29 protein-coding genes are annotated in these 23,200 nt (G+C 47.6%); 18 read left to right on the forward strand and 11 right to left on the reverse strand.

The genetic code is table 11. The features are described from left to right. Window positions 1-54 precede the first annotated feature (54 nt). Window positions 55-549, forward strand: coding sequence for a DUF2165 domain-containing protein (locus K2P83_RS06420; RefSeq protein ID WP_292927439.1), 495 nt, complete (start codon window positions 55-57; stop codon window positions 547-549). 30 nt (window positions 550-579) lie between these two features. Here the strand turns inward: K2P83_RS06420 and K2P83_RS06425 are convergent, their stop codons facing one another. The 3 genes from K2P83_RS06425 to cysK all read right to left on the reverse strand — a co-directional run bounded on the left by K2P83_RS06425 (window position 580) and on the right by cysK (window position 3,049). After that, window positions 580-987 (reverse strand): heme-binding protein, encoded by a 408-nt coding sequence (locus K2P83_RS06425; RefSeq protein WP_292927441.1) that lies wholly within the window; start codon window positions 985-987, stop codon window positions 580-582. 131 nt (window positions 988-1,118) lie between these two features. After that, window positions 1,119-1,982, reverse strand: coding sequence for a serine O-acetyltransferase EpsC (epsC, locus tag K2P83_RS06430; protein WP_292927495.1), 864 nt, complete (start codon window positions 1,980-1,982; stop codon window positions 1,119-1,121). 86 nt (window positions 1,983-2,068) lie between these two features. Beyond that, on the reverse strand, window positions 2,069-3,049 hold the full coding sequence (gene cysK, locus K2P83_RS06435; RefSeq protein WP_292927443.1) for a cysteine synthase A: 981 nt from the start codon (window positions 3,047-3,049) through the stop codon (window positions 2,069-2,071). A 384-nt stretch (window positions 3,050-3,433) separates the two neighbouring features. Here cysK and K2P83_RS06440 point away from each other — a divergent pair, with 384 nt between their 5' ends. The 4 genes from K2P83_RS06440 (at window position 3,434) to K2P83_RS06455 (ending at window position 5,676) form a co-directional block, all read left to right on the forward strand. Then, entirely contained in the window at window positions 3,434-4,093 is a 660-nt protein-coding gene (locus K2P83_RS06440; protein ID WP_292927445.1) for a peroxiredoxin, read from the forward strand. 251 nt (window positions 4,094-4,344) lie between these two features. Next, the gene (locus K2P83_RS06445; protein WP_292927447.1) at window positions 4,345-4,491 is read left to right on the forward strand and encodes a hypothetical protein; all 147 of its coding nucleotides are present in this window, start codon (window positions 4,345-4,347) and stop codon (window positions 4,489-4,491) included. A gap of 144 nt (window positions 4,492-4,635) precedes the next feature. Next, window positions 4,636-4,803, forward strand: a complete 168-nt coding sequence (locus tag K2P83_RS06450) for a hypothetical protein (RefSeq protein ID WP_292927449.1) — start codon at window positions 4,636-4,638, stop codon at window positions 4,801-4,803. Window positions 4,804-4,911: 108 nt separating this feature from the next. After that, window positions 4,912-5,676: a M90 family metallopeptidase gene (locus K2P83_RS06455; protein ID WP_292927451.1), complete on the forward strand. Its 765-nt coding sequence runs from the start codon at window positions 4,912-4,914 to the stop codon at window positions 5,674-5,676. A 7-nt stretch (window positions 5,677-5,683) separates the two neighbouring features. Here the strand turns inward: K2P83_RS06455 and K2P83_RS06460 are convergent, their stop codons facing one another. After that, window positions 5,684-6,355, reverse strand: coding sequence for an HAD family phosphatase (locus K2P83_RS06460; RefSeq protein ID WP_292927453.1), 672 nt, complete (start codon window positions 6,353-6,355; stop codon window positions 5,684-5,686). A 496-nt stretch (window positions 6,356-6,851) separates the two neighbouring features. Between K2P83_RS06460 and K2P83_RS06465 the strand changes: the two genes are divergently transcribed. Continuing rightward, a complete protein-coding gene (locus K2P83_RS06465; protein WP_292927455.1) occupies window positions 6,852-7,127 on the forward strand; it encodes a hypothetical protein in 276 nt (91 codons plus the stop codon). 135 nt (window positions 7,128-7,262) lie between these two features. On the opposite strand, the gene K2P83_RS06470 is transcribed toward K2P83_RS06465, so the two are convergent. After that, window positions 7,263-8,159: a DUF5677 domain-containing protein gene (locus K2P83_RS06470; RefSeq protein ID WP_292927457.1), complete on the reverse strand. Its 897-nt coding sequence runs from the start codon at window positions 8,157-8,159 to the stop codon at window positions 7,263-7,265. A 169-nt stretch (window positions 8,160-8,328) separates the two neighbouring features. Further along, complete coding sequence (locus K2P83_RS06475) at window positions 8,329-9,555, reverse strand: NnrS family protein (RefSeq protein WP_292927459.1); 1,227 nt, start codon at window positions 9,553-9,555, stop codon at window positions 8,329-8,331. A 127-nt stretch (window positions 9,556-9,682) separates the two neighbouring features. Here K2P83_RS06475 and K2P83_RS06480 point away from each other — a divergent pair, with 127 nt between their 5' ends. From K2P83_RS06480 to scpB, 6 genes are read left to right on the forward strand one after another with little or no spacing between them, the layout of a single operon-like run. Then, the gene (locus K2P83_RS06480) at window positions 9,683-10,540 is read left to right on the forward strand and encodes a 3',5'-nucleoside bisphosphate phosphatase (RefSeq protein WP_292927461.1); all 858 of its coding nucleotides are present in this window, start codon (window positions 9,683-9,685) and stop codon (window positions 10,538-10,540) included. A 51-nt stretch (window positions 10,541-10,591) separates the two neighbouring features. After that, a complete protein-coding gene (locus K2P83_RS06485; protein WP_292927463.1) occupies window positions 10,592-11,224 on the forward strand; it encodes an L-threonylcarbamoyladenylate synthase in 633 nt (210 codons plus the stop codon). Next, on the forward strand, window positions 11,217-11,882 hold the full coding sequence (locus K2P83_RS06490) for a site-2 protease family protein (RefSeq protein ID WP_292927465.1): 666 nt from the start codon (window positions 11,217-11,219) through the stop codon (window positions 11,880-11,882). The genes K2P83_RS06485 and K2P83_RS06490 overlap by 8 nt, the downstream gene beginning before the upstream one ends. A gap of 26 nt (window positions 11,883-11,908) precedes the next feature. After that, complete coding sequence (locus K2P83_RS06495) at window positions 11,909-13,111, forward strand: tryptophan--tRNA ligase (protein WP_292927467.1); 1,203 nt, start codon at window positions 11,909-11,911, stop codon at window positions 13,109-13,111. A gap of 55 nt (window positions 13,112-13,166) precedes the next feature. Then, the gene (locus tag K2P83_RS06500) at window positions 13,167-13,976 is read left to right on the forward strand and encodes a ScpA family protein (protein ID WP_292927469.1); all 810 of its coding nucleotides are present in this window, start codon (window positions 13,167-13,169) and stop codon (window positions 13,974-13,976) included. Next, window positions 13,942-14,571 (forward strand): SMC-Scp complex subunit ScpB, encoded by a 630-nt coding sequence (scpB, locus tag K2P83_RS06505; protein ID WP_292927471.1) that lies wholly within the window; start codon window positions 13,942-13,944, stop codon window positions 14,569-14,571. The genes K2P83_RS06500 and scpB overlap by 35 nt, the downstream gene beginning before the upstream one ends. Here the strand turns inward: scpB and K2P83_RS06510 are convergent. Both K2P83_RS06510 and K2P83_RS06515 read right to left on the reverse strand, forming a co-directional pair. Further along, window positions 14,565-15,395, reverse strand: a complete 831-nt coding sequence (locus K2P83_RS06510) for an inositol monophosphatase family protein (RefSeq protein WP_292927473.1) — start codon at window positions 15,393-15,395, stop codon at window positions 14,565-14,567. The two genes, scpB and K2P83_RS06510, sit on opposite strands and share 7 nt — an antisense overlap. Window positions 15,396-16,028: 633 nt before the next feature. Then, window positions 16,029-16,952, reverse strand: a complete 924-nt coding sequence (locus K2P83_RS06515; protein WP_292927475.1) for a porin family protein — start codon at window positions 16,950-16,952, stop codon at window positions 16,029-16,031. Between the two features lie 135 nt (window positions 16,953-17,087). Between K2P83_RS06515 and aat the strand changes: the two genes are divergently transcribed. The 6 genes from aat to K2P83_RS06545 are packed head-to-tail and all read left to right on the forward strand — an operon-like array spanning window position 17,088 to window position 21,351. Continuing rightward, entirely contained in the window at window positions 17,088-17,786 is a 699-nt protein-coding gene (gene aat / locus K2P83_RS06520) for a leucyl/phenylalanyl-tRNA--protein transferase (RefSeq protein ID WP_292927477.1), read from the forward strand. Further along, window positions 17,770-18,504 carry an arginyltransferase gene (locus K2P83_RS06525; RefSeq protein ID WP_292927479.1) on the forward strand — a complete coding sequence of 245 codons (735 nt, stop codon included), beginning with the start codon at window positions 17,770-17,772 and terminating at the stop codon, window positions 18,502-18,504. Before aat ends, K2P83_RS06525 begins: the two co-directional genes overlap by 17 nt. A 39-nt stretch (window positions 18,505-18,543) precedes the next feature. Further along, a complete protein-coding gene (locus tag K2P83_RS06530) occupies window positions 18,544-19,584 on the forward strand; it encodes a quinone-dependent dihydroorotate dehydrogenase (protein ID WP_292927481.1) in 1,041 nt (346 codons plus the stop codon). A gap of 2 nt (window positions 19,585-19,586) precedes the next feature. Further along, window positions 19,587-20,270 carry an electron transport complex subunit RsxB gene (gene rsxB / locus K2P83_RS06535; protein ID WP_292927483.1) on the forward strand — a complete coding sequence of 228 codons (684 nt, stop codon included), beginning with the start codon at window positions 19,587-19,589 and terminating at the stop codon, window positions 20,268-20,270. Next, window positions 20,267-20,899, forward strand: coding sequence for an endonuclease III (nth, locus tag K2P83_RS06540; RefSeq protein ID WP_292927485.1), 633 nt, complete (start codon window positions 20,267-20,269; stop codon window positions 20,897-20,899). The genes rsxB and nth overlap by 4 nt, the downstream gene beginning before the upstream one ends. Window positions 20,900-20,913: 14 nt before the next feature. Continuing rightward, window positions 20,914-21,351 (forward strand): DUF1841 family protein, encoded by a 438-nt coding sequence (locus K2P83_RS06545; protein ID WP_292927487.1) that lies wholly within the window; start codon window positions 20,914-20,916, stop codon window positions 21,349-21,351. 74 nt (window positions 21,352-21,425) lie between these two features. Here the strand turns inward: K2P83_RS06545 and K2P83_RS06550 are convergent, their stop codons facing one another. From K2P83_RS06550 to K2P83_RS06560, 3 genes are all read right to left on the reverse strand, one after another. Continuing rightward, the gene (locus tag K2P83_RS06550) at window positions 21,426-21,755 is read right to left on the reverse strand and encodes a cytochrome c (protein ID WP_292927489.1); all 330 of its coding nucleotides are present in this window, start codon (window positions 21,753-21,755) and stop codon (window positions 21,426-21,428) included. A 27-nt stretch (window positions 21,756-21,782) separates the two neighbouring features. Next, complete coding sequence (locus K2P83_RS06555; RefSeq protein WP_292927491.1) at window positions 21,783-22,109, reverse strand: cytochrome c; 327 nt, start codon at window positions 22,107-22,109, stop codon at window positions 21,783-21,785. A gap of 107 nt (window positions 22,110-22,216) precedes the next feature. Continuing rightward, window positions 22,217-23,200, reverse strand: a 984-nt coding sequence (locus K2P83_RS06560) for an ATP-binding cassette domain-containing protein (RefSeq protein WP_292927493.1), incomplete at its 5' end; no start/stop codon positions are given.

Genomic DNA, 23,200 nt, shown 5'->3' on the forward strand with positions numbered 1-23,200 from the left:
TTCCTCCGATAATATTAAGCAATAATTTATTAGTCGCATCCAATCTTTAACGCCATGTATACGAGATTATCAAAAACAGTGATGGTCTTGGCTTTTGCACTGTATGCCTCGCTGGTAGCATTCAACAATCTGACTGATTACAACTCTAATTTTTCCCTCGTGACTCACGTCCTTACGATGGATACAACCTTTCCTGATAACCAGGGAATGTGGCGGGCTATGCATTCCCCACTCATTCATCATACGGTTTATGGTCTTATCATTGGAATGGAAGTCGTCATTGCGGGACTTGGCTGGCTGGGCGGTTTGCGTTTATCTCAAAACCTTAAAGATCCCGCTTCCTTTAATCAGGCAAAAGGTCTGGCAATCCTGGGATTAACACTCGGTTTTATTCTGTGGTTTACGGGATTGATGACGATTGGCGGAGAATGGTTCCTGATGTGGCAATCAGAAACGGCCAATGGACAACAAGCTGCATTCCGCTTAGTTGCGATAATTGGTATCACCCTCATCTATTTAACCCAAACCGATGAAGAGACGCACCCGTAGAAACCATACCGAACTTCGAATACTCCCGTTCTATAATAACAGTGCATCAATCCCGGCTTGCGCAATCTGCGCATCCTCGAATGATCGTACACCACTGACACCGATCGCGCCGACAAATTGATTGTTGACAGTAATCGGCAATCCGCCTTCAATGGGCAATGTGCCGGGTAAATTCAGATACCTCAGGCGTCCTTCCGCAATATTTTCTTCCCAGATTTTAGTTGGGCGGCGAAATGCAATGGCGGCACGCGCTTTTTCAATGGCCACGTTAATACTGCCGAATTGGGTATGATCAAGGCGTTGCAAGTAGAGCAAATGACCGCCGTCATCCACGATAACAATGACAACTGGCCATTCATTCCGCTTGGCTTCCGCTTCTGCACCTGCGGCTATTTTCTTGGCGTCGTCCAGCGTGAGAATTATTTTGTTCGTAGTCATACTCACCTCTCAAAGCAGCAGATCGGTAATCCCACCGATACCCAATTTTGATTCAACAGGATATGAACCTGCAACTTATTATTATGTTGCGATAAAATAAAAATGACCCATTTGGTTTCGGGCAATGCTATTTAAATCCCGGCACCGCCCTCGAACACTTCTTGCCGCATCTGGGCTTGTGAAATATTACTGCCCGGCGGCACACTGCGCGTCAACCACACATTACCGCCAATCGTCGAGCCTCGTCCTATGGTAATACGCCCCAATATTGTTGCACCTGCGTAAATGACCACATCATCTTCAACAATAGGGTGGCGCAAATTTCCCTTCACCAAAGCCCCATTCTCATCCACCGGAAAACGTTTAGCTCCCAGGGTGACAGCCTGATACAAGCGCACATTTTGACCAATGATCGCAGTTTCACCAATCACCACACCGGTACCATGATCAATAAAGAACCTGCCACCAATCTGCGCACCCGGATGTATTTCTATACCGGATACTGAATGCGCAATTTCTGAAAACATGCGCGCGATCAATGGCGCCCCTAGACCATGCAAAACATGCGCCAGCCGGTAATGCGTAATAGCCATTATCCCAGGATAACAAACCAGCACCTCATCCACATTACGCGCCGCCGGATCGCCTTCATAAGCTGCAATAATATCGCTTTCCAGCAGACTCCGGACCTCCGGTAGCCGTTTGGCAAATGCCTGCGTTATAGCGATAGATTGTTCACGATCTTCATTACTGAGAACTTCCAAGCCAGCGTTATAGTGCAGTTCATGTTGAATTTGCACCATTAGTTCGCGCAATGTCATGTTCAGCGTATGCCCGACATAATAATCGATGCCTTCATCCGCAAATTCCGACGACCCCAGTCGATTAGGAAACAAGGCCGCACTCAAACCCTCAGCGACACCCATCAGAATCTTGCGCGACGGCAACTTGGGTGGCTTGTCATGCCCCCGGTTACGGCTCTGCAGCGAGGCCATACGCAAAGCGCGCAACTCAGCAACAATATTCTCCACATCCAAATAAGCGCTCCGCAAAAGGGGATCTTGCGTTTTCTTGATATCGTTCACGATGTCGTCAAACCCCGCTCATCAAACATACCTTCAAAAAGAATACTGCTTAGATAACGTTCAGCAGAATCCGGCAAAATAACCACAATGGTTTTTCCTGCATTCTGCGGACGTTTGGCATGACGCACCGCGGCCGCTACGGCTGCGCCACAGGAAATACCGGCCAGAATGCCTTCTTCCCGTGCCAAGCGCTGGGCATACACGATCGCCTCTTCATTACTGACTTGTTCTATTTCATCGACTAATGAAAGATCCAGGTTATCGGGCACAAAACCTGCACCAATTCCCTGAATTTTATGCGGCCCAGGCGCTAATGACACACCCGCGCGTTTCTGTGACAGCACCGCGCTCGCCGCGGGTTCAACCGCCACCGACGTGATGGCTTTGCCTTTGGTTTGCTTGATATAACGGGAAACACCGGTAATCGTGCCACCGGTTCCCACGCCCGCTACAAAAATATCGACGGCGCCATCGGTATCATCCCATATTTCCGGACCAGTCGTTTTTTCATGGATAGCCGGATTGGCTGGATTTCTGAACTGTTGCAACAACACATAACGGCCCGGATCAGAAGCAACAATCTCTTCCGCTTTCGCCAAAGCGCCGTTCATCCCGCGCGCTCCTTCGGTTAATTCCAATTTGGCGCCCAACGCAACCAGTAATTTACGACGCTCCACACTCATCGTTTCCGGCATTGTCAAGGTTAGCGGAATCGCCCGCGCGGCCGCAACGAAAGCCAGCGCAATGCCGGTATTTCCGCTGGTCGGCTCGACAATTTCTTTCCCAGGACCGAGTAATCCCCGGCGTTCCGCATCGTCAATCATTGCAGCGCCAATGCGGCATTTCACCGAATACGCCGGATTACGTCCTTCAATTTTTGCCAATACCAATGCCGGTGCGCCGTCAGTCACCCGGTTAAGACGCACCAGGGGCGTACGCCCAATGGACAATGAATTATTTTCAAACCAATTTGCCATAAATTTTCCTTTTCTGTGTAATGCCTATCCAGACGACCCATCAGTCTTTCTTTAATCAAAGACAAGAATCGTCCATTTCGACACGACTAAACCCAACGGATTAGCCAAAATCATAAGCATTTTACTATAACGCATTCGTTCTCAGGCTGAAAGTACATACGCTGCTATTTCATCAATTTATAAGGAGCGTAGGCATTGGTAGTATTATCAGAATAAGTCATCTAGCACGCGATCTCTGTCTTTAAACAGATTCTCTATCCATACCTGAAGAAGACTGGATTTCGTTTTAATCATTGTCGTGATAATCTCCATGATGTAATTGTAAAATTATTATGTTTAAAGCCTGTTCTGGCTGATTCAGAAATTCTAATAAAGGAGAAAATCATGTCATTACGCATCAACGACATCACGCCAAATTTCACTGCAAAAACCACTCAGGGCACAATCGATTTCCATCAATGGATCGGTGATAGTTGGGCTATCCTGTTTTCTCACCCCAAAGATTTTACGCCGGTATGCACCACCGAATTGGGCTATATGGCCGGTCTGGAAAAAGAATTTGCACAACGTAATTGCAAGGTAATTGGCTTAAGTATTGATCCCATTGATAACCATGAGCAATGGGCGAAAGACATCGAAGAAACGCAAGGTCACGCGGTTAAATTCCCGATCATCGGTGATACCGATCTCGCTGTCGCCAAGTTGTATAACATGCTGCCTGCGGATGAATCAGGCACCTCGGAAGGGCGTACCGCCGCAACCAATGCGACCGTTCGTTCTGTATTTATCATTGGGCCGGATAAAAAGATCAAATTAATGATGACCTACCCGATGACCACCGGCCGCAATTTTAATGAAATTCTGCGCGTGCTTGATTCGATGCAGTTGACTGCGCAATACAAAGTGGCCACACCAGTCAATTGGAAAAAAGGGGAAGACGTGATCATTGTACCCAGTGTCTCCAATGAAGAAGCAGAAAAACTCTTTCCACAAGGGTTTAAAACCATCAAGCCTTACTTGCGCACGACAAAACAGCCCGGCTAGTTTAGGTTTACTCTGCCCAAGTACAGAATAAATCCGAATAGCGATGAAAAGACGTTAACTGAATGGCTGCTCACGGATTATTTGCTGCAATTCTTGCAGTTCAGGCAAGCGCCGTTTGTAGCCGGTTTCTTCGATCAGTTTCGCCGCTTGCGCTACATGCTCTTGCACTGAAATCTCCCCTGGCCCCCTTTGAAAAAGGGGGATCGAGGGGGATTCCCTCGCTCCGCAATCAGCAGCCGCGCCATTTCCAGATGGTAATCGGTCAAATGCAGCCGCATGCCGCTCGGTTCAGCGATGTCGTACACTTCTTGCAAGTCTTGGCGGGCGCGGGTGAAATCATGTTTGGGATTGCGGGTGTCACGATACGACGCGGCACGAGCAAGCAGGCCGCGAGGTAGCATGTCCTGATATCCTGCTGTGCGCAAGCCGACTACGGCTTGATCTAGCCAACGGACGGCTTGCTGAAAATCCCGCTGCTACAAATACACGCACCCGAAGTTAAGCTTTGGCAATGCAAAAGCCATCAAATTACCATTCGTGAAATGGTCAGTCCAACAATCCAGATCATATTCCGCCCGCACCAGCGTCACCCTACCGTGCGCCAGCAATCGCTTAATTTCACGGATAGCCGGTTTATCGCTGCTGTTGTGGGAAAGAAAGATGTCGAATTCTTGGACCACACCTATCTCCCGTTGGCATTATTGGCTTGAAATTAAAAAATAATTAGAATAATAATGCTTGCCACCTGATTTGTCAGGATTACTGCAATCCAACTGTTGGTGTATGACTGCAAATAACTCAACCAGGAGATTACCGTCATGTCGTGGAGTCTAAAGAATTGGCACCGGAACCACATTCTTCAGCAAGAAGGTATATCCGATTCCATCTGGCAAAAGATGATTCATCTGCGTTGCCTGAAGGGGCTTAGCCCTGAAGAATTGCTGCGCTTGCGCGAGTGCGTCACTTTATTTCTGCATGACAAGCAGATTTACGGCGCGCACGAATTGGAAATCACCGATGAAATGCGTGTGACGATTGCGCTGCAGGCTTGTGTTCTGATTTTGAATCTTGATCTGGAGTACTATCAGAACTGGAGTCAGATTATTGTGTACCCCGGAGAATTTATTCTGGATTACGATTATGCGGATGAATTTGGCGTTGTGCACCATGTGCATCGCGTCGCATCGGGCGAAGCATGGTCTGCCGGACCGGTGGTTCTTTCTTGGCAAGATGCGGCAGATACCGATACCCATCCCGGGCATAACGTGGTCATCCATGAATTCGCGCACAAGATTGACATGCTGTACGAAGGCGCCAATGGTTGCCCGGAGTTGCACGCCAACATGAGCGCGTATACCTGGCATGAAGTTTTCAGCAGCGCTTATGCCAAATTCTGCCATCAGGTGGAAAAGCGGCATGAAACCATCATCGATCCATACGCGGCGGAGAGTCCGGCGGAATTTTTCGCGGTGTTGAGTGAAGTATTTTTTGAGTTGCCACTCATCACGCAGCAGCACTTTTCCTCTGTTTATGAGCAGTTAGCGCTGTTTTACCGCCAGGATCCGGCGCAGCGCTGGCGTTGATCGAAAGCTAGTTAGCTGATTTTATTAATGCGTACTTATTCACAGCGTCAAGATCAATTTCTGTGTACGCGCTGACGACAAAATCCGCTTTTTCTAATTTCCCGGGATCATAGGTTGTAGTGATCGCAATGCACCACATCCCGGCGCTTTTTGCGGCGTCAATTCCATGCGGCGCATCTTCAATGACGACGCAGTTTTCCGGTAATGATTGGAGTTGCTGTGCTGCATACAGGAAAATGTCCGGATTGGGCTTTGAGCGATAGCCTACTTTATCCAGCGTGTAGATTTTGTTCTCAAACAGCGCCGACAGGTTAAGGCGCTGATCGACGCGTTTCAGCAGAGCTTGGTCCATCGACGTGGCGATACAGGTTTTGTAGCGATTGTGCACGGATTCGTAGAATTCAAGAAATCCGGGGATGAAGCTGGTTTCATGAATAAAAAGATCCTGCATGATATCTGCACGCTCTTGCGCTAACGTTTCGGTATCCCCTGCAAACTGATACGCTTGCTTCATCACCTCAACGCCTTCAGCAAGCGTGCGCCCGGTGAGCAATGGTTTGATCCGTTCCCGGTCATAGACAAAGCCTCTGCGCTGTAAAAAAATTTCCTGCCCCCTGTCCCAGACCGCTTCCGTATCAATCACAATGCCTTCCGCATCAAAGATAATCGTATCAATCATGACATGGTGCTCAAATTGAAATCATTTAGGTGAAAACAGCATTTTATTTTTTAAGCACATGATTCCCCGTGGTTTTGCTACGGGATTGTTTATTGATGCTAAAAAATTAATTTTCAGTATGGCAAGATGTGCCGAAGCTGGGAAGTGCCCAGTCAAAGGATGATTTCTTTACAGGGAATAAAGCAATCAATCCGGCGTATCGAGTAGCAATGACTTAATTAGCAATGGGCTTTTCAGCTTTAGCGATGATGATTTCCTCACCGGCTGCAGCTCTCTCAGCAAATCGATAAAAATGGATTTTAGCTTTATGGATGTTGATGGTAAGCATATGAGTATTTTTGTATCACAGGGATTAACTGGACTAAGTTTAGTCAAGTCAGTTCATTAGGTCAAAATCTCTACACATCACATAAATCTACTGCTGCATATTCAATATCAGAAACGATACAATGCTTTCTTACTCTCGTTAACCAGCGAATAAGAAAGGGGAATATCCATGAGAATTGATATTGATCAATTGAATGAATCAGAACTCATTGATCTTAACAGACGAATCGTTGAACGACTTCGCTTTCTCCGCCAAATGCGCACTCACACAAGCATGCTTGCATTCTCAATTGGTGACAAAGTTTGTTTCGAGCCTGACAATGAACCTCCGGTATTCGGAATCATTACGCGTTACAACAAAAAAACTGTCTCCATCCTGGCCGAAGATGGTAATAAATGGACCGTATCGCCACAACTTCTGCGTAGAATCACTGACATCTCTTAATCTGAGCAAGCTGAAATGATTACAACCAACGATCTAAAAACCAAAGAGATTGCGTGCCTGCAAGAAATTTTGGCGGATAAGACGAAAGACATCATCACCGTGCGCAGTCAAAATCGGCGCAATGTGCTTCGCTTATTAGCGCCCTTCATCTCTGCGCCGTACAAGGTATTCCTCGTGAAGATTCGAAGCCATTCTATTGCGACGGTGGAGGTCGCTGAGGCGAGCGAACAAAGGCGTTACTTCGGGGTGGCCGAGGAGTTCCGTGTATCCAGAGAGAGTCTCCGCGATCAATCCGGTGAGCGCGTATATGGGCTGTGGCCGCGGTCGAGTAAACTCGAGGTTTGCCTTGAACTGCTCGGGCGCCACGCACTCGAGATGATGCTGAAGCAAGTCGTGCCAACCCCCGTGGACGTTGCGAGACGGTCCCCCAAAGATAGCGAGGTATGCTTCGCCAAGAAGGACGTCCTTTGCCTTTTCGTAGAGATTCTTGTCGCCCCAGTTGTGTACCTTTTTCTTCGGCAATTCGCTTTCAGGGATGCCAGAGTTCAAGAATGTCTTCTCTATCGACTTCAGCATGCGGCGTTCGATAGGCAATTCTTCTCCGCCATTCTCACGAATGTTTTCTCTGATTCTCTTCGCCAGATCGCGCTCGTGCTGGAGGGAGTAAGCCACAAAGGAGTCAATGAGGTCAGGATTGTCATTCCGGATTAAGTACCGCAGATTGATAACGCACTCCGCCAGCAACCGAACCAAGATGGCTAGCATCTCCGCTCGCTTCTCAATGGATTCTTCGAGGACGAATCTCATGAGCTTGAACATGCGAACAAGATGTCCGCCGAGCACAGCCTGCCTTACATCCCAAACTGGGCTTGGGCCGACTGACGTACTGGCGAGTATGCAAACGTACGCAGCGGCCTCTTTGAACAGATTGAACGCCTCCGAGTAGTGTGGACCCTCGTGCTCGTACGCGCGAACGGTTTGCTCGTCAACTTCGTGAACTTGGACTTCGGGAAGAGTAGAGGCCAGTGACATAGTTGCCTTATGGGACCTAACTAGAATTAGGAGTTCGAAATGACGCAATATTGCGTCAAAAATACTTCTATCATTGCTAAATTCATAATTTATCCTTGTTTTTTAAAATGATATGATGAGTTAGATTGCATCCTATCAAACTTTTTAGATCCACAGGTTAGTCTATAGCTTATCCCGGCTTCCCATCGACCCTTTGCCGCCAGTAAATCGGCGCATACTTAGCTGCCCAAAACGCGAAGCAGCCCAGCCAAGCAAGTCCTGCAGCCACATACAACATCGGCGCGATCATCGGCAAGATATCCGCCAATATTCTCAGTACTGCGGCCGCCTGAAAACTTAAGAACAGAATCCAGGTAATGTGATCCAGTTCCAGCGGGCGGCCTGAGTGCCCGAGCGTGACGCGTGACGCCATCGCCAGTATCATGCTGGCAAAATAGCCAATCGCCAGTGCGTGCAAGGGTGCCAGGCCGAGCAGCATGCTGCCGGATAGCATATACACCAGGCTTTGCACTGCGTACAGCGTCATGGCTACACCCAGCCAAGCGAATGAAACATGCAATACTGCCAGCAAACTCACGCGGAAGCTGCGCAGGAATCCCCAGCGGTACGATAAATAGAATGCACAACCCGCCAGCGGAAAATCAACAATCCATAGATAGGCTGGCATATCCAGCGATTGCAGGCAGCCATGCGCACCAATACAAGCCAGCATTACCCAGAGCATCCAGTAGGGTCTGACCAATACGTAGTTATCCAATACCCGGCTGGAGAAAAATGGAATCATGCGGTGCGAAACGGTCAACACGATCGGCAACAGAAAAAACCAGATGCCCGCATGGCGCGCAAAATCCAGTGCAGCCGGGCTTTCGGTAACTAGCCAGATCAAATATGCAGCCATACCCAGCCAACCCATGAGTAGCGCGGCACTGATTACGCGCGCATGGCGTTTGTCCTGAGCAGGCGCGGTGCCCAACAGGATGCGGAATAACACATAAACCGCAACGCCCCAACCGGCGAGCATAAGCTCGATGCCCATGATGAGGATCACTTTGTGCGTCAATAGCCCGATATAAAACAACACAACACCGAGCGCCATTAAGCAACAGGTGGCCATGTACTCACTCGGCTTTACTTTGTCACCGTTCATCCAATTCGGATACGTGGTAAACAAAAAACCAAAAATAAAGAACGGGAAAAACCCATAGACCATCAGGAAAGCATGCGCCCAGGTCGGGGCGATGCTCCAAACCGTGGCGGATCCCGCAATGGCATAGCGCCCGGTCAGATCAAACACCCACCAAAGCAGTGTCAGCACGCCTTGCAGCGCGCCAGCCAGAAACAGACTGCGATGCGGCGCAGCCGAAATATGATCGCGAACGGTCGGCGGTATGGTCATTCGAGCTCCTTATGAAATATGCATTTCTTCATAGTTCTAACTATCTCTTTAATTATCCAGCTCAATTATTTCTCTTAAACGGGGTTATTTGCTATGATGCATGTCCTGCTTTGCGCAACGTATCTTCATGCTCAATATTGATCTGCATTGTCATTCCACAATTTCTGATGGTTTATTAACACCCGTTCAACTGGTCGAACGCGCCGCGCTACGCGGTGTTGAAACGCTGGCTTTGACCGATCATGACGACATCGCAGGGTTGGCAGAAGCGCGCCAGACAGCCGCTGCGAAAAATATCACATTTATAAACGGCGTGGAAATATCCGTCAGTTGGCGCGGTCGTACCTTGCACATTGTCGGACTGGACATCGATCCAGAGTATACGCCACTCATCGAAGGTCTGACCGCTATCCGCGCAGGCCGTTCGCAACGTGCCGCAAATATCGCTGCGGAACTCGAAAAAATCGGTATCCACGGCAGCCTGGAAGGCGCTTATGCCCATGTGGGCGAACGGCGTTTGATCGGACGCACACACTTTGCCCGTTTTCTGGTTGAGCAAGGCTATGCCAAAGACGTAAAATCCGTATTTAAAAAATATCTGGTGAAAGGCAAGCCGGGATATACTCCGCACGAATGGGCGGCGCTCAGTGATGCGGTAAGCTGGATCTGCGGCAGCGGGGGGTGTGCAATCATTGCGCATCCGGGACGCTACGATCTAGGCAAAAATGTACTCAATGATTTACTTGATGAATTTTGTGTGCTGGGTGGATCGGCCATTGAGGTGGTCACGTCGAGTCACACGCCCGAGCAGGTTCGTCACTTTGCGCAACATGCGCAAAACAAGAATCTGATGGCCTCATGCGGCTCTGATTTTCATGGTCCGGGAGAAAGCTTTCACGATCTGGGACAATTAGCCGAATTTCCGCAGGGATGCACACCCGTCTGGCATCACTGGAAAAACACAATAGCAACCGAACTTGTATAACAATTGTTGATAAACTGATAACACTCATTTAATCCAGATACAGTCCTTACTGTGGCCCAATTTTTTTCTATTCACACCGACACACCGCATTTACGCCTGATCAAACAGGCCGTCGCAATCGTTCGCAGTGGCGGAATCATCGTTTACCCCACGGATTCCTGCTATGCCCTGGGTTGCCATCTCGGCGATAAAAATGCGATGGCGCGTATCCGCACTATCCGGCAAATGGATGAGCGTCATCATTTCACGCTGGTATGCCGGGATTTGGCGGAAATTTCAACTTACGCCAAAGTCGACAACAGCCAGTACCGGTTACTCAAAGCCACGACACCCGGCAGCTACACGTTTATTTTACAGGCAACGCGGGAAGTTCCGCGCCGCATGCAACACCCGAAACGCAACACCATCGGCCTGCGCATTCCCGATCATCCGGTTGTTCTGGCGCTGCTGGAAGAACTCGGCGAACCATTACTCAGTTCTACCTTGATATTACCGGAAGATGAGTTTCCGCTGAATGATGCGGAAGAAATCCGCGAACGCCTGGAGCATCAGGTTGAACTGGTCATGGATGCCGGTTCCTGCGGAATAGAAATGACCACCGTGATTGATTTGACGACCGATGTACCCGAATTGATCCGCCCAGGTAAAGGCAGTCTCGAACCCTTTGGATTCAGTCATGGATGAAATTATTCAAGGCATCGCCATTTATGCCTTACCGGTTATTTTTGCCATCACCATGCACGAAGCGGCGCATGGGTATATTGCCAAACATTTTGGCGACTTTACTGCCTTTAACGAGGGGCGCATCAGCCTCAACCCGATCCGGCATATTGACCTCATCGGCACGATTCTGGTACCGCTGACGTTATTCGTTCTCAGCAAGATGACGGTCGGTGCGGGATTCTTATTTGGCTGGGCCAAACCGGTGCCGGTTAATTTTTCCAACTTACGCCAACCGAAACGCGACATGCTCTGGGTAGCCGCAGCCGGCCCCGGTGCCAATCTGCTGATGGCGTTTTTTTGGGCTTTGATGATTAAACTGGCCATTACCATGCCCGAAAGCAGTTTCGCAAAACCGTTGGCGCTGATGGGAATCGCAGGGATCGAAATCAACGTCATCCTGATGGTACTCAACCTGCTGCCATTACCGCCTTTAGACGGTGGCCGCATGGCCATCAGTTTGCTGCCACACCGCTTAGCTTACCTGTTCTCCCGTATCGAACCTTACGGCTTTATCATATTATTGGGATTGTTGTTCAGCGGTGTTCTGGGTGCTGTGATCGGGCCTGTTATTACTTGGGCTAAAATAATTATCGTATCAATTTTTGGGTTATATATCTAACAACATTTTACATTTAGGATATCAAAATGTTTGCTGATCGCGTTTTATCAGGCATGCGCCCCACTGGCAGCCTGCATTTAGGACATTATCATGGCGTATTAAAAAATTGGGTGAAGTTGCAGCAGCAATATGAGTGCCTGTTTTTTGTCGCGGATTGGCATGCTTTGACCACCCATTACGATACGCCGGAAATTATCGAACAGAATGTCTGGGATATGGTGATTGATTGGCTGGCTGCGGGCGTCGATCCTTCGCAGGCGATTTTGTTCATTCAGTCCAAAGTCCCTGCGCACGCCGAACTGTATTTATTGCTGTCGATGATGACACCGCTCGGCTGGCTGGAACGCGTGCCTACCTATAAAGACCAGCAGGAAAAATTGTCCGAGAAAGATCTCAGCACCTATGGTTTTCTTGGCTATCCGCTGCTGCAAAGCGCGGATATCCTGATTTACCGCGCCAATCGGGTTCCCGTCGGGGAAGATCAAGCGCCGCATCTGGAATTTACCCGCGAAATTTCACGCCGCTTCAATCATATTTATGGCAAAGAGCTCGGATTTGAAGAAAAAGCCGAATTAGCCATCAAGAAGCTGGGCTCAAAGAAATCAAAATTGTATGCCGAGCTACGTAATCTGTATCAAGAGCAGGGCGATGAACATGCGTTGGAAGAGGCCAGATCATTACTGAATGAGCAACAGAATCTCAGTCTGGGCGACCGGGAACGCTTATTTGGTTATCTGGAAGGCGGCGGCAAAATGATTCTGACCGAACCCGAAACGCTGCTCACCGACGCCTCCAGAATGCCCGGCCTGGATGGTCAGAAAATGTCCAAATCCTATAACAACACCATCAGCCTGCGTGAAGACCCGGAAAGCATCCGGAAAAAAGTCCGCACCATGCCGACGGATCCAGCACGGGTTCGTCGTAGCGATCCCGGTGATCCTGCCAAGTGCCCGGTATGGCAATTCCATTTGGTTTATTCCGACGACAATACCCGCGAATGGGTACAGCGCGGTTGCAAGAATGCGGAAATTGGCTGCCTGGATTGCAAATCACCCATCATCGACAAGATTCTGGCTGAACAGGCGCCGATGTATGAGCGCATTATGAAGTACGAAGAAGATCCCACCCTGGTGCGCAATATCATCGCCGACGGCTGCGAGAAAGCCAACAAGCTGGCGGAAGAAACCATGCGTGACATCCGCGAAGCCATGGGACTCAGTTATTCCTGATAAACCTCTCAGCCGGGCAATTGATTCGATCAGCCAATGAGCAACAGGGGCAGCAGTGAATTCCGTTATTGATTCTGTTGAACCCCAGCCGTTCGCTAAAATCTGCGGCGAACCGTTGCTGGAGATTCCGCAGGATTTGTATATCCCGCCTGACGCACTCGAAATTTTCCTGGATACTTTCCAAGGCCCGCTGGACTTGCTGTTATATCTGATCCGCAAACATAATCTGGAAATTCTTGATATTCCGATGGCCGAGCTCACTTTGCAATATATGGCCTACGTTGAAATGATGCGCGTTGATCAACTGGAACTGGCAGCGGAATATCTGCTCATGACCGCGTTGCTGATTGAAATCAAATCACGCATGCTTTTGCCCAATCCAAAGACTGAAACGGAACAAGAGCACGATCCGCGCGCCGAGCTGGTAAGACGTTTGCTCGAATACGAACAAATGAAAAAAGCCGCAGTACGCCTCAATGAATTGCCGCAAGTTGAGCGTGACTTTAGCACCATACAGGTGTGGATCGAACAAAATACCGTCGCACAATTACCCAATATCCATAGGGATGATTTGCACCATGCCTGGGTCGCCATTCTGACACGCGCCAAAGTCAATCGCCATCATCAGATTAAGCGTGAAACCCTTTCCGTGCGAGCCTATATGAGTCAGGTTCTGCGCGATCTGCGCGGGCACAAACAAGTTGAATTCTATGATTTGTTCAGCCCTTCAGCGACAGTTGCCGAAGTTGTCGTCACTTTTCTGGCAATCCTGGAACTGGCCAAGGAATTGTTGCTGGAAATTTCTCAGGTAAAAGATTCTGGAATGATTTATGTCTGCGCCATTGATGCCGCTTCATCAGCCTGATCCATTGGACTCGCTGAGTCTCGCGAAAACCAGGCAGATTCTGGAAGCAGCATTGCTGGCGGCACAGGATCCTTTGCCCATTAGTGAGTTAAGAAAGCTATTCCATAATGAAATAAGCGCTGCCGTGCTTTCCAAATTACTGGAAGAAATACGCGAAAAATGGAGTGATAGCGGCGTTGAACTGGTCACGGTAGCTAGCGGCTGGCGGTTCCAGACCAAAGCGGCCATGCAACCGTATCTGGATCGGTTGACCCCGCAAAAAGTACCGCGTTACCCACGCGCGGTTCTGGAAACCCTCGCCATTATTGCCTATCGCCAGCCCGTGACACGCGGTGATATTGAAGAAATCCGTGGCGTGGGTGTTTCCAGTTCGGTGCTCAGAACACTCATTGCGCGCGGCTGGATTGAAGCTGTCGGACATCGTAACGTCCCCGGAAAACCGGGATTGTTTGCCACGACACAACATTTTCTGGATGATCTAAATCTGCGCTCGCTAGAAGAACTTCCACCACTGGAAGAAATGAAATCCTTGATTGATTCCAGCGACAAGAATCAAGACTTGCCTTTGGAAGAACCGGAAGAATCCGGTCACTGAGATCTTGCCGACTGCTGCACTTCGATTAACGCGGGCGTGAGGTGGGGCGCAATCACCTGCAGCAATTGACCGAATATTTTGGGATTGCCTGCAATAATTTGTCCGCTTTCCAATTGTGTCTCATTGCCTTCCAGGTCACCGACCAACCCACCCGCTTCGGTAATCAGCAAACAACCGGCGGCCATATCCCATGGCGCCAAACCAATTTCCCAAAAACCATCATAACGTCCGTTCGCCACATAGGCCAGATCCAGTGCAGCAGAACCCGGCCTGCGAATCCCCGCAGTGCGCGGAATAATATCCTTGAGCATGGCAATATAAGCATCCAGATGCGTCAAATCACGAAACGGAATACCCGTACCGATCAAGCAATCTTCAAGCCGGGTGCGTTTACTGACGCGAATCCTCCGATCATTCAGAAAGGCGCCGCCACCCCGGCTAGCCGTAAATAATTCATTATTGGTTGGATCGTAAACCACTGCATGACTGAGCACACCTTTGTGCTTGACTGCGATGGACACCGAATACTTGGGAAAGCCATGCAGGAAATTGGTCGTGCCATCGAGTGGATCAATAATCCATTGATATTCTGAATTCTTTTCATCACCCCGGTGACCGCTTTCTTCCGCCAAAATCGCGTGATCGGGATAAGCCGCTAGCAAAACCTTGATAACAGCGTCTTCAGCCGCACCATCCACTTCACTGACATAATCACTGTGTGATTTTTTCGACACATTAAGCAAATCCAGATTCTGTGAAGCCTGATTAATAATACTACCGGCACGGCGCGCGGCTTTCACCGCGATGGTTAGCATTGGATGCATGTTTTTGATTCAGAATTTAACAGAAAGAAGCGCGATTCTAATATGAATCGACCTTGCACGCTTGATTTTATGGTTTTTCAGATAATATGGAGCGATCAAGGAATCTGTCTGCTCCCTTGCAATTTTTTGGATCGATCGTTTGTTCAGGCACTTACAAAAAAAACGATGACGCCAATAAAAGCACCTCTCCGCAAGCAACAGGGTATTACCTGCGCTCTTCAATCTGCTGGTTTTTCAACCAGCTTGCGTTCCAAGGAGCGGGGAATTGAGCCCGGATGGATAAACAAGAATACCTACTATCACAGCAGCAGGCTTTACAATTATTTGATCTGATACTACCTCAGTATCTCCGGTTAAGTCTCGCGGTGTTACTCGAGTAGCATCCTACCAGGAACATTTCCATTGATACCGCAACGCACTGCTGAATGGGAACATACAGAGCCCGGCCATAACCAAAAAAAACACCTCACTAAACAATTAGCGAGGTGCCAAGGCTTCGTTACGCATACATACTCTTCTGGCTGCGAACGGAACTAAAAGCAACGATGAAAAACTAAAAAAATTCGATTTCTGTTTATTCAACTACCTGTTAAACCATCACTCTCAATTTCTTGAATGCAGTATTTAAATTTTTTAGAACCCAATACCCACATAACCGCCAGCAGTCATGCCGCTCAAATTAACGTTATCTGTCCTGCCGGCTGTCAAGTGATAGCGACCCTCGATACCGATAAAAAAGTCCTTCCAGATGTTGTAATCAACACCCGCGCCAAATTGAACGCCAGGCGCCAAAACCGTAATAGACTCGGATGGTGGGCTCATGACGTGAACTGCCAAACCTGCAGGAATAACCCAAGGTCTAATTTTTGAGCCTTCGAAAAATTTGATTTTAGGTGATGCGGATACCGTAAATTGGCTAACCGTTACATTAATCGGATTTACTGCGCCGCCTGCTAGCACACTCGGCGCATTACCTACCGCACCGTTACCCAGAACATGCGCGCCGAATTGCTTATACTCAAACATCAGTTCTGCAAAAACGGTTGTTTTTGGCATAAGCCCCCACATGTCTCTGGTCAGGCCCCAATCAATACCTGCTCCCACATACCAACCCTGTTTATCAGGTTGATCCTGCGCACCAACCGGTGATACTTGACTTTGTATGGATACGCCGTTGCGATGATTCATCATATGTGCAAAACCACCACGGAAATGCAGCATACGGGTTTTTTCTGTTATATCCGAACCGATGCGTTCCGTTTTAATGTCTGTCCTTTCTACGAATGCAGCCTTTCTCTCTTCAAGACTATTTATTTTCTGTTCTGTCTGACTCGTAGTTTGTTCTATACTTTTAACCTTCTGTGCTGCTTGAGCGGATTCAGATTTCATTCTTTGCAATTCAACTTGAATGGCCTGCAGGCTTTGTTCTAATTGCTTGATACGCTCAGCAGCGACATCATGCGCTGAAGCTTGCGGTGCCGCCATCACAGCAACCATAAAAAACGAACCTGCAGCGATGCGCGAAGCCAGCTGCACTTTGTTTAAAAGATTTTTCACTTACGTCTCTCCTGTTATATTTTAATTATTCTGGTTATTGATTTGTAATCGGAAACCGATGGTAATTAAACGTTAAAATAGCAACCTTGATCTATATCAAGTTAATATCAATCAATATCTATTCTTTGAAAATTTATGATTTCCGGCAGTAGAACCTGTTCATCGTTCCCACCCGTAGAGAACGCGCTCAGCGAACCCAACGGATTATTAGCAGTTGGCGGAGATCTTTCGCCACAGCGTCTGCTTGAGGCCTATAGCAGAGGCATTTTTCCCTGGTTTAATGAAGATGATCCGATACTTTGGTGGAGTCCGGATCCGCGAATGGTGTTGTTTCCCAATGAATTAAAGATTTCTCGTTCTTTACGCAAGACACTTAAAAAAGACCACTATCAGATTCGTACCGATTGTAGTTTTACTCAGGTTATGCATGCCTGCGCTGCACCGCGCAAAGGACAAGCAGGGACATGGATCCACCCGCAAATGGTTGCTGCTTATACAGTACTGCACGAGAAGGGGCTGGCACACTCTATAGAAACCTGGATAGACGGCGTACTGGTCGGCGGGCTATACGGCGTATCATTAGGTAAGGTATTTTTTGGTGAATCGATGTTTTCGCTTGTTCCGGATGCCTCAAAAATTGCCTTCGCCCATCTGGTAAAGCAATTACAATGCTGGGAGTACGGCTTGATTGATTGTCAGGTTAAAACCGGCCATCTGGCATCTTTGGGTGCACGGGAAATTTCAAGAGTGGAATTCGGTCAAAAGCTGGATACCTTGATCAACGGATCCAATCCCGGCAGCAAATGGCACTTTGATCGTGTTCAAATTGAATAATGGGCATACCGTGATTAAATTTCACACCACCAGTACCTATCCTTGTAGTTATTTACCCGGTGAACTGGCATGTTCTGAAGTAGCCGCGCCAGAGTATCTCATTGATAATCAGACTTATGGAAATTTGATACAGGCTGGTTTCCGCCGCAGCGGCCTTTACACCTATCGTCCCAGTTGTGGGCATTGTCGTGCGTGTCTCTCTGTACGTGTTAACGTGAATAGCTTTACGCCCAATCGCACACAGCGCCGCACTTGGAAACAGCATCAGCATTTGACAGCCATTCAGCTCCCATTGCATTACAAACCGGTGCATTATGCGCTTTATCAACAGTACCAGATAAAACGCCATGCGGGTGGCGGTATGGATCATGATTGCCGCGAGCAATACCACAGTTTTTTATTACAAAGCCATGTAAATTCCAGGCTGATTGAGTTCCATGAAGGAGACCAGCTGCGCATGGTCAGTATTGTCGATGTCCTGCCGGATGGGCTTTCATCGGTTTATACTTTCTTCGATGCGGATGTCGCCAATGCAAGTTTTGGCACCTATAACATCTTATGGCAGATCGAACAATGCCGGAAACTTGGCTTGACTTATCTGTATCTGGGTTATTGGATCAAAGGAAATCGAAAGATGTGCTATAAAGCCAATTTCCAACCGCTGGAAGTCTTGACGAACGGTCAGTGGCAATTGCTGGACAACAGCAGTTTCTCGTGAAAATTTCTCAAGTTGCAATCGTTCAGGATAAAATCCCCTATGCTCTACACATTCCTTCGCCCGCTACTTTTTAAACTGGACCCTGAATCCGCTCATCGCATTACTTTCAGTGCTATCGAACAAGCCAGAAAGCTTGGATTACTAAAAAACACAGCTATTGCCTGTCAGCCGCGTAACGTCATGGGATTGGATTTTCCCAATCCAGTCGGACTTGCTGCGGGGTTGGATAAGAATGGCGAACATTTGGATGCGCTTGCTGCGTTGGGATTTGGCTTTCTTGAAATCGGCACAGTGACGCCACGGCCTCAACCAGGTAATCCGCCCCCAAGAATTTTCCGGGTTCCCGAAGCAAATGCTGTGATCAATCGGTTGGGTTTTAATAATCATGGCGTCGATCAATTAATAGAAAACATACAAAATTCTGATTATAAAGGTATATTGGGAATTAACATCGGCAAGAATTTCGATACCCCGCTTGAGCAGGCAGTGAATGATTACCGGATTGGTCTACAAAAAGTATATCGCTATGCCAGTTATGTCACCGTCAATATTTCATCGCCGAACACACAGAATTTGCGGCAATTACAAGCTGCCAATGCACTGGATCATTTGTTAAGCGAACTAAAATACGAGCAAATGAAACTCGCACAAAGTCATGGCAAATACGCGCCGATGGTGGTAAAAATTGCTCCTGATCTTGAGGTGACAGAAATTGAATCAATTGCTGCGCTACTGATGAAGCATCAAATAGATGGTGTGATTGCAACCAATACGACGATATCACGGACTAGTATTGAGCACTTGCCGGTGGCACAGGAAAGCGGCGGTTTGAGCGGTGCTCCGCTGACGCAACGTGCCACCGCGATTGTTCATCAACTGCATCACCTGCTGCAAGGCAGCATACCGATTATCGGTGTCGGCGGGATTATGTCGGCAGACGATGCACAGGATAAGCTGGAAGCCGGCGCAAGCTTGATACAATTGTATACCGGTCTGATTTATCAGGGCCCTGATTTGGTCAAAGAAATTGCACGGGCTGTTTGCGCTGATAAAGCTAAACAGAGTGATTCATTAGCGTAAGAATGAATCAGCAACTCATAGAAAAAATTGATGCCATTTTGCCGCAAACTCAATGTGGAAAATGTGGCTTCCCAGGATGCAAACCCTATGCAGAAGCCATCGTGGCAGGCCGCGCCGATATCAATCAATGTCCGCCCGGAGATCAGGAAGGGATTCACAAATTGGCGGAATTATTGGGCGTACCCCCCAAGCCGCTGAACACCTCTTATGGTTTTCCCAAACCCAATGTAGTCGCCTGGATTGATGAGCGTATTTGTATCGGTTGTACGTTTTGCATCCAATCCTGTCCTGTCGATGCTATCGCCGGTGCCGCCAAACAAATGCACACAGTGATCGCCGCAGAATGTACCGGGTGTGAATTATGTATCGCGCCCTGCCCGATGGATTGTATTAGTCTGATTCCGGTAACCGAGAAAAGGAATGATGCATTCAGTTTGTCCGCCGATGCAGTTAGAAAACAGGCTGCGGATGCTGCACGCTCACGGTATCAATTCAGGTTGCAAAGACTAGCGCGAGAAAAACAAGCGAAGAAAAAACCACTCCAACACAAAAATACCGTGCAGCCGGAAATAATCAGTGCAGCCGCGGAAGCGCGCAAACAGGCAATTGTTCAAGCTGCAATAAAGCGGGCAATAGCCGCACGATCCGAGGCTGTCCAAAATAATCTGGCCAATAAAATCACATGAACTCAGCTAAACGTCATGAAATTTTTGCTTGCCTGAAATCAGCAAACCCGCATCCGACTACCGAACTGGAGTACTGCTCACCGTTTGAGCTGCTGATTGCTGTCATTCTTTCGGCGCAGGCCACCGACAAAAGCGTCAATCTGGCAACTCGGAAATTGTTCCCCAGGGCCAACACACCGGAAAAAATTCTTGCGTTGGGCGAAACAGGTTTGACCGAATTTATTAAAAGTATTGGATTATATAAAACTAAGGCAAAAAATATTCTGGCAACCTGCCAGTTACTCATGCAGCAACATCGTAGCGAAGTACCTCGCACGCGCGAGCAACTGGAGAAATTACCCGGTGTCGGGCGTAAAACTGCAAATGTAATTTTGAATACCGCTTTTGGTGAGCCGACTATCGCCGTGGATACTCATATTTTCCGGGTTGCTAATCGCACGGCTATTGCGCCCGGAAAAAATGTGCTGGAGGTAGAATTAAAACTACTTAAAGCAGTGCCCAAAGAATTCCGTCTGGATGCACACCATTGGCTGATTCTGCACGGCCGGTACGTTTGTAAAGCCAGAAAGCCGGAATGTACCGTATGCACAATTAATCATTTATGCGAATTTAAAGACAAGAAAATTTAACCCCAAATCACGCTATGTTTAAACCATCCAGAGAGCAGGCACGCCAATTATTTTTTGATACATGGCGCAAATACCGTCAGCGCGAAATATTATCCGGTATTGAAACGATTGTATTGGAAGTAATATTGCTACATCCGGAATACCAAAACATCCTGGATGATGCGGACCGGTATCTGGATAAGGATTATTCACCCGAGATGGGCGATACCAATCCATTCCTGCATATGATCATGCACGTAGCGATTAAAGAACAATTGTCTATTAATCAGCCGATTGGGATTTGCGAGCGATTTTCACACTTACAGAATATTACGGGAAGTGAGCACGTCGCCGCACACCAAGTAATGGAATGTTTAGCAGAAATGATGTGGCAAGCGCAACGCAATCAAACTGCGCCCGACGCTACCATCTACTTTGATTGTATTGACAAACAATTAAGTTCAAAAAACTAATAAGAGCGGGATAAAACCGACTTTCAGTCAGTGTCTATCCCGCTCTTAATTTTGGTACAAATAAATTAATCTTTTTATTTGTTTGAATTCAGGCTGCCGGTTTGGCTTGAATAATAAAAAGCCAGATTCTCAATATCCGCTGCACTCAAACTTGCTGCCATTCCAGCCATAATTGGATCTTTCCGGCTGCCGGATTTGTAATCTTGCAATGCTTTTGCCAAATAGGTTCTATACTGTCCACCAATCTTGGGGAAATTTGGAACAGGGCTATTTCCATCTGCACCATGGCATGAAGCACAAACTTCTGCTGCTTTACTTTTACCTGCTTCAATATCAGCAGCCACTACTTGACTGGAGAGTATCAAGGCCGCACCGCTTATTGCGGCAATTACATAGTTCTTCATAATTGATTCCTTGCGTTAATGACTTAATTAATTTTTAGAGTAATATGCAGCAAAATCTTCTATATCTTGTTGAGATAGTGTGTTAACCAAAGCTGTCATAGTAGGATGGCTACGTGTACCATTTTTGTATCCTTCCAGTGCTTTAACGATATAGTCTGCGTGCTGTCCGCCCAGTTTTGGAACATGATAAGCAGTAGGGAAAGCTGTCTTATAGCCCGGAATCCCGTGACAGCCTTCACACATTGAAAGCTTTTCCTTTGCTGCTACAGCATCTCCAGCCGATTGCGCTACCCCAGAAAATGCTAAAAGCATACTCAAGGCAAGTAATAAATTCATAACTGATTTTTGTTTCATATAAGCCTCCCTCTCTCAAAAGTTGAACTTTAAACGATGCGTTCGATTTGGTCAATGAATAGTGTAAGCATGTCCATGTTGTTTATAAGGAAATGCTGTCATAAGTACTACGTTTTTGCGGCAGATTTTGATTCTAATTCTTCCCATTTAGCAAGGCAGTCTGCCAGTTCTTTTTCAATCGTAGCAAAGCGTGCTTGCAGTGCTGTTGCTTCGTCCGGATTATCACGATAAATAATTGGTTCATTCAAACGCAAAGTAATATTTGCTTGTTCTTGTTCCAAGCTATCAATTTTACCAGGTAATGCTTCAAGCTCACGCATTTCCTGATAACTAAGTTTTTTAGCGCGTGAAAACCCGGATGATTTAGGAATACTGGTTGGTGTAGTCTCTGACTGCTTCGATAATATTTTCTGCTGACCGATATTATCTTCAAAATTTTTTGCACGTATCCAATCTTCATAGCCACCAATATATTCACACAATTTTCCATTTCCTTCAAATGCAATTACTTGTGTGACGACATTATCTAGAAACTCACGATCGTGACTGACCAGAAATAACGTGCCGGTATAGTCCTGCAGCAAGGCTTCCAGCAGTTCAAGCGTTTCAATATCCAGATCATTTGTGGGTTCATCTAATACTAAAACATTGGCAGGGCGTGTAAATAAACGAGCCAGCAACAACCGATTACGCTCGCCACCCGAAAGTGATTTGACCGGAGAACGAGCGCGCTGTGGCGCGAACAGGAAATCTTCCAAATAGCTGATGACATGTTTGCGTTTCCCGTTAATCTCCACAAACTCGGAGCCCTGGCTGATGGTATCTGTCAGAATCATTTCTTCATCCAACTGTTCACGCATCTGGTCAAAATAAGCGACCGCTAGCTTGGTACCCTGTTGAATTTCACCGGCATCCGGTTGTAACTCACCGAGAATTAATTTTAATAAGGTAGATTTTCCAGCGCCATTGGGCCCTAATAGTCCTACACGATCCCCCCGCATAATGCGACAGGAAAAATCATTGATAATAATTTTATCGCCGTAACTTTTACTCACATGCTCCAGTTCGGCAACCAATTTACCTGAGCGTTC

Source organism: Nitrosomonas sp. (genome assembly GCF_019752415.1).
GTDB lineage: Bacteria > Pseudomonadota > Gammaproteobacteria > Burkholderiales > Nitrosomonadaceae > Nitrosomonas.

Bases quoted from the DNA above. Each gene is read 5' to 3' on its own strand.
- K2P83_RS06420 (WP_292927439.1), top strand. From the start codon at position 55: ATGTATACGAGATTATCAAAAACAGTGATGGTCTTGGCTTTTGCACTG.
- K2P83_RS06555 (WP_292927491.1), bottom strand. From the start codon at position 22,109: ATGAAACAAAAATCAGTTATGAATTTATTACTTGCCTTGAGTATGCTT.
- K2P83_RS06470 (WP_292927457.1), bottom strand. From the start codon at position 8,159: ATGTCACTGGCCTCTACTCTTCCCGAAGTCCAAGTTCACGAAGTTGAC.
- K2P83_RS06480 (WP_292927461.1), top strand. From the start codon at position 9,683: ATGCTCAATATTGATCTGCATTGTCATTCCACAATTTCTGATGGTTTA.
- K2P83_RS06440 (WP_292927445.1), top strand. From the start codon at position 3,434: ATGTCATTACGCATCAACGACATCACGCCAAATTTCACTGCAAAAACC.
- K2P83_RS06445 (WP_292927447.1), top strand. From the start codon at position 4,345: ATGGTAATCGGTCAAATGCAGCCGCATGCCGCTCGGTTCAGCGATGTC.
- K2P83_RS06465 (WP_292927455.1), top strand. From the start codon at position 6,852: ATGAGAATTGATATTGATCAATTGAATGAATCAGAACTCATTGATCTT.
- K2P83_RS06455 (WP_292927451.1), top strand. From the start codon at position 4,912: ATGTCGTGGAGTCTAAAGAATTGGCACCGGAACCACATTCTTCAGCAA.
- K2P83_RS06425 (WP_292927441.1), bottom strand. From the start codon at position 987: ATGACTACGAACAAAATAATTCTCACGCTGGACGACGCCAAGAAAATA.
- K2P83_RS06530 (WP_292927481.1), top strand. From the start codon at position 18,544: ATGCTCTACACATTCCTTCGCCCGCTACTTTTTAAACTGGACCCTGAA.
- K2P83_RS06450 (WP_292927449.1), top strand. From the start codon at position 4,636: ATGGTCAGTCCAACAATCCAGATCATATTCCGCCCGCACCAGCGTCAC.
- K2P83_RS06460 (WP_292927453.1), bottom strand. From the start codon at position 6,355: ATGATTGATACGATTATCTTTGATGCGGAAGGCATTGTGATTGATACG.
- rsxB (WP_292927483.1), top strand. From the start codon at position 19,587: ATGAATCAGCAACTCATAGAAAAAATTGATGCCATTTTGCCGCAAACT.
- K2P83_RS06475 (WP_292927459.1), bottom strand. From the start codon at position 9,555: ATGACCATACCGCCGACCGTTCGCGATCATATTTCGGCTGCGCCGCAT.
- K2P83_RS06545 (WP_292927487.1), top strand. From the start codon at position 20,914: ATGTTTAAACCATCCAGAGAGCAGGCACGCCAATTATTTTTTGATACA.
- aat (WP_292927477.1), top strand. From the start codon at position 17,088: ATGATTTCCGGCAGTAGAACCTGTTCATCGTTCCCACCCGTAGAGAAC.
- K2P83_RS06550 (WP_292927489.1), bottom strand. From the start codon at position 21,755: ATGAAGAACTATGTAATTGCCGCAATAAGCGGTGCGGCCTTGATACTC.
- scpB (WP_292927471.1), top strand. From the start codon at position 13,942: ATGTCTGCGCCATTGATGCCGCTTCATCAGCCTGATCCATTGGACTCG.
- K2P83_RS06495 (WP_292927467.1), top strand. From the start codon at position 11,909: ATGTTTGCTGATCGCGTTTTATCAGGCATGCGCCCCACTGGCAGCCTG.
- K2P83_RS06490 (WP_292927465.1), top strand. From the start codon at position 11,217: ATGGATGAAATTATTCAAGGCATCGCCATTTATGCCTTACCGGTTATT.
- nth (WP_292927485.1), top strand. From the start codon at position 20,267: ATGAACTCAGCTAAACGTCATGAAATTTTTGCTTGCCTGAAATCAGCA.
- epsC (WP_292927495.1), bottom strand. From the start codon at position 1,982: ATGGCCTCGCTGCAGAGCCGTAACCGGGGGCATGACAAGCCACCCAAG.
- K2P83_RS06510 (WP_292927473.1), bottom strand. From the start codon at position 15,395: ATGCATCCAATGCTAACCATCGCGGTGAAAGCCGCGCGCCGTGCCGGT.
- cysK (WP_292927443.1), bottom strand. From the start codon at position 3,049: ATGGCAAATTGGTTTGAAAATAATTCATTGTCCATTGGGCGTACGCCC.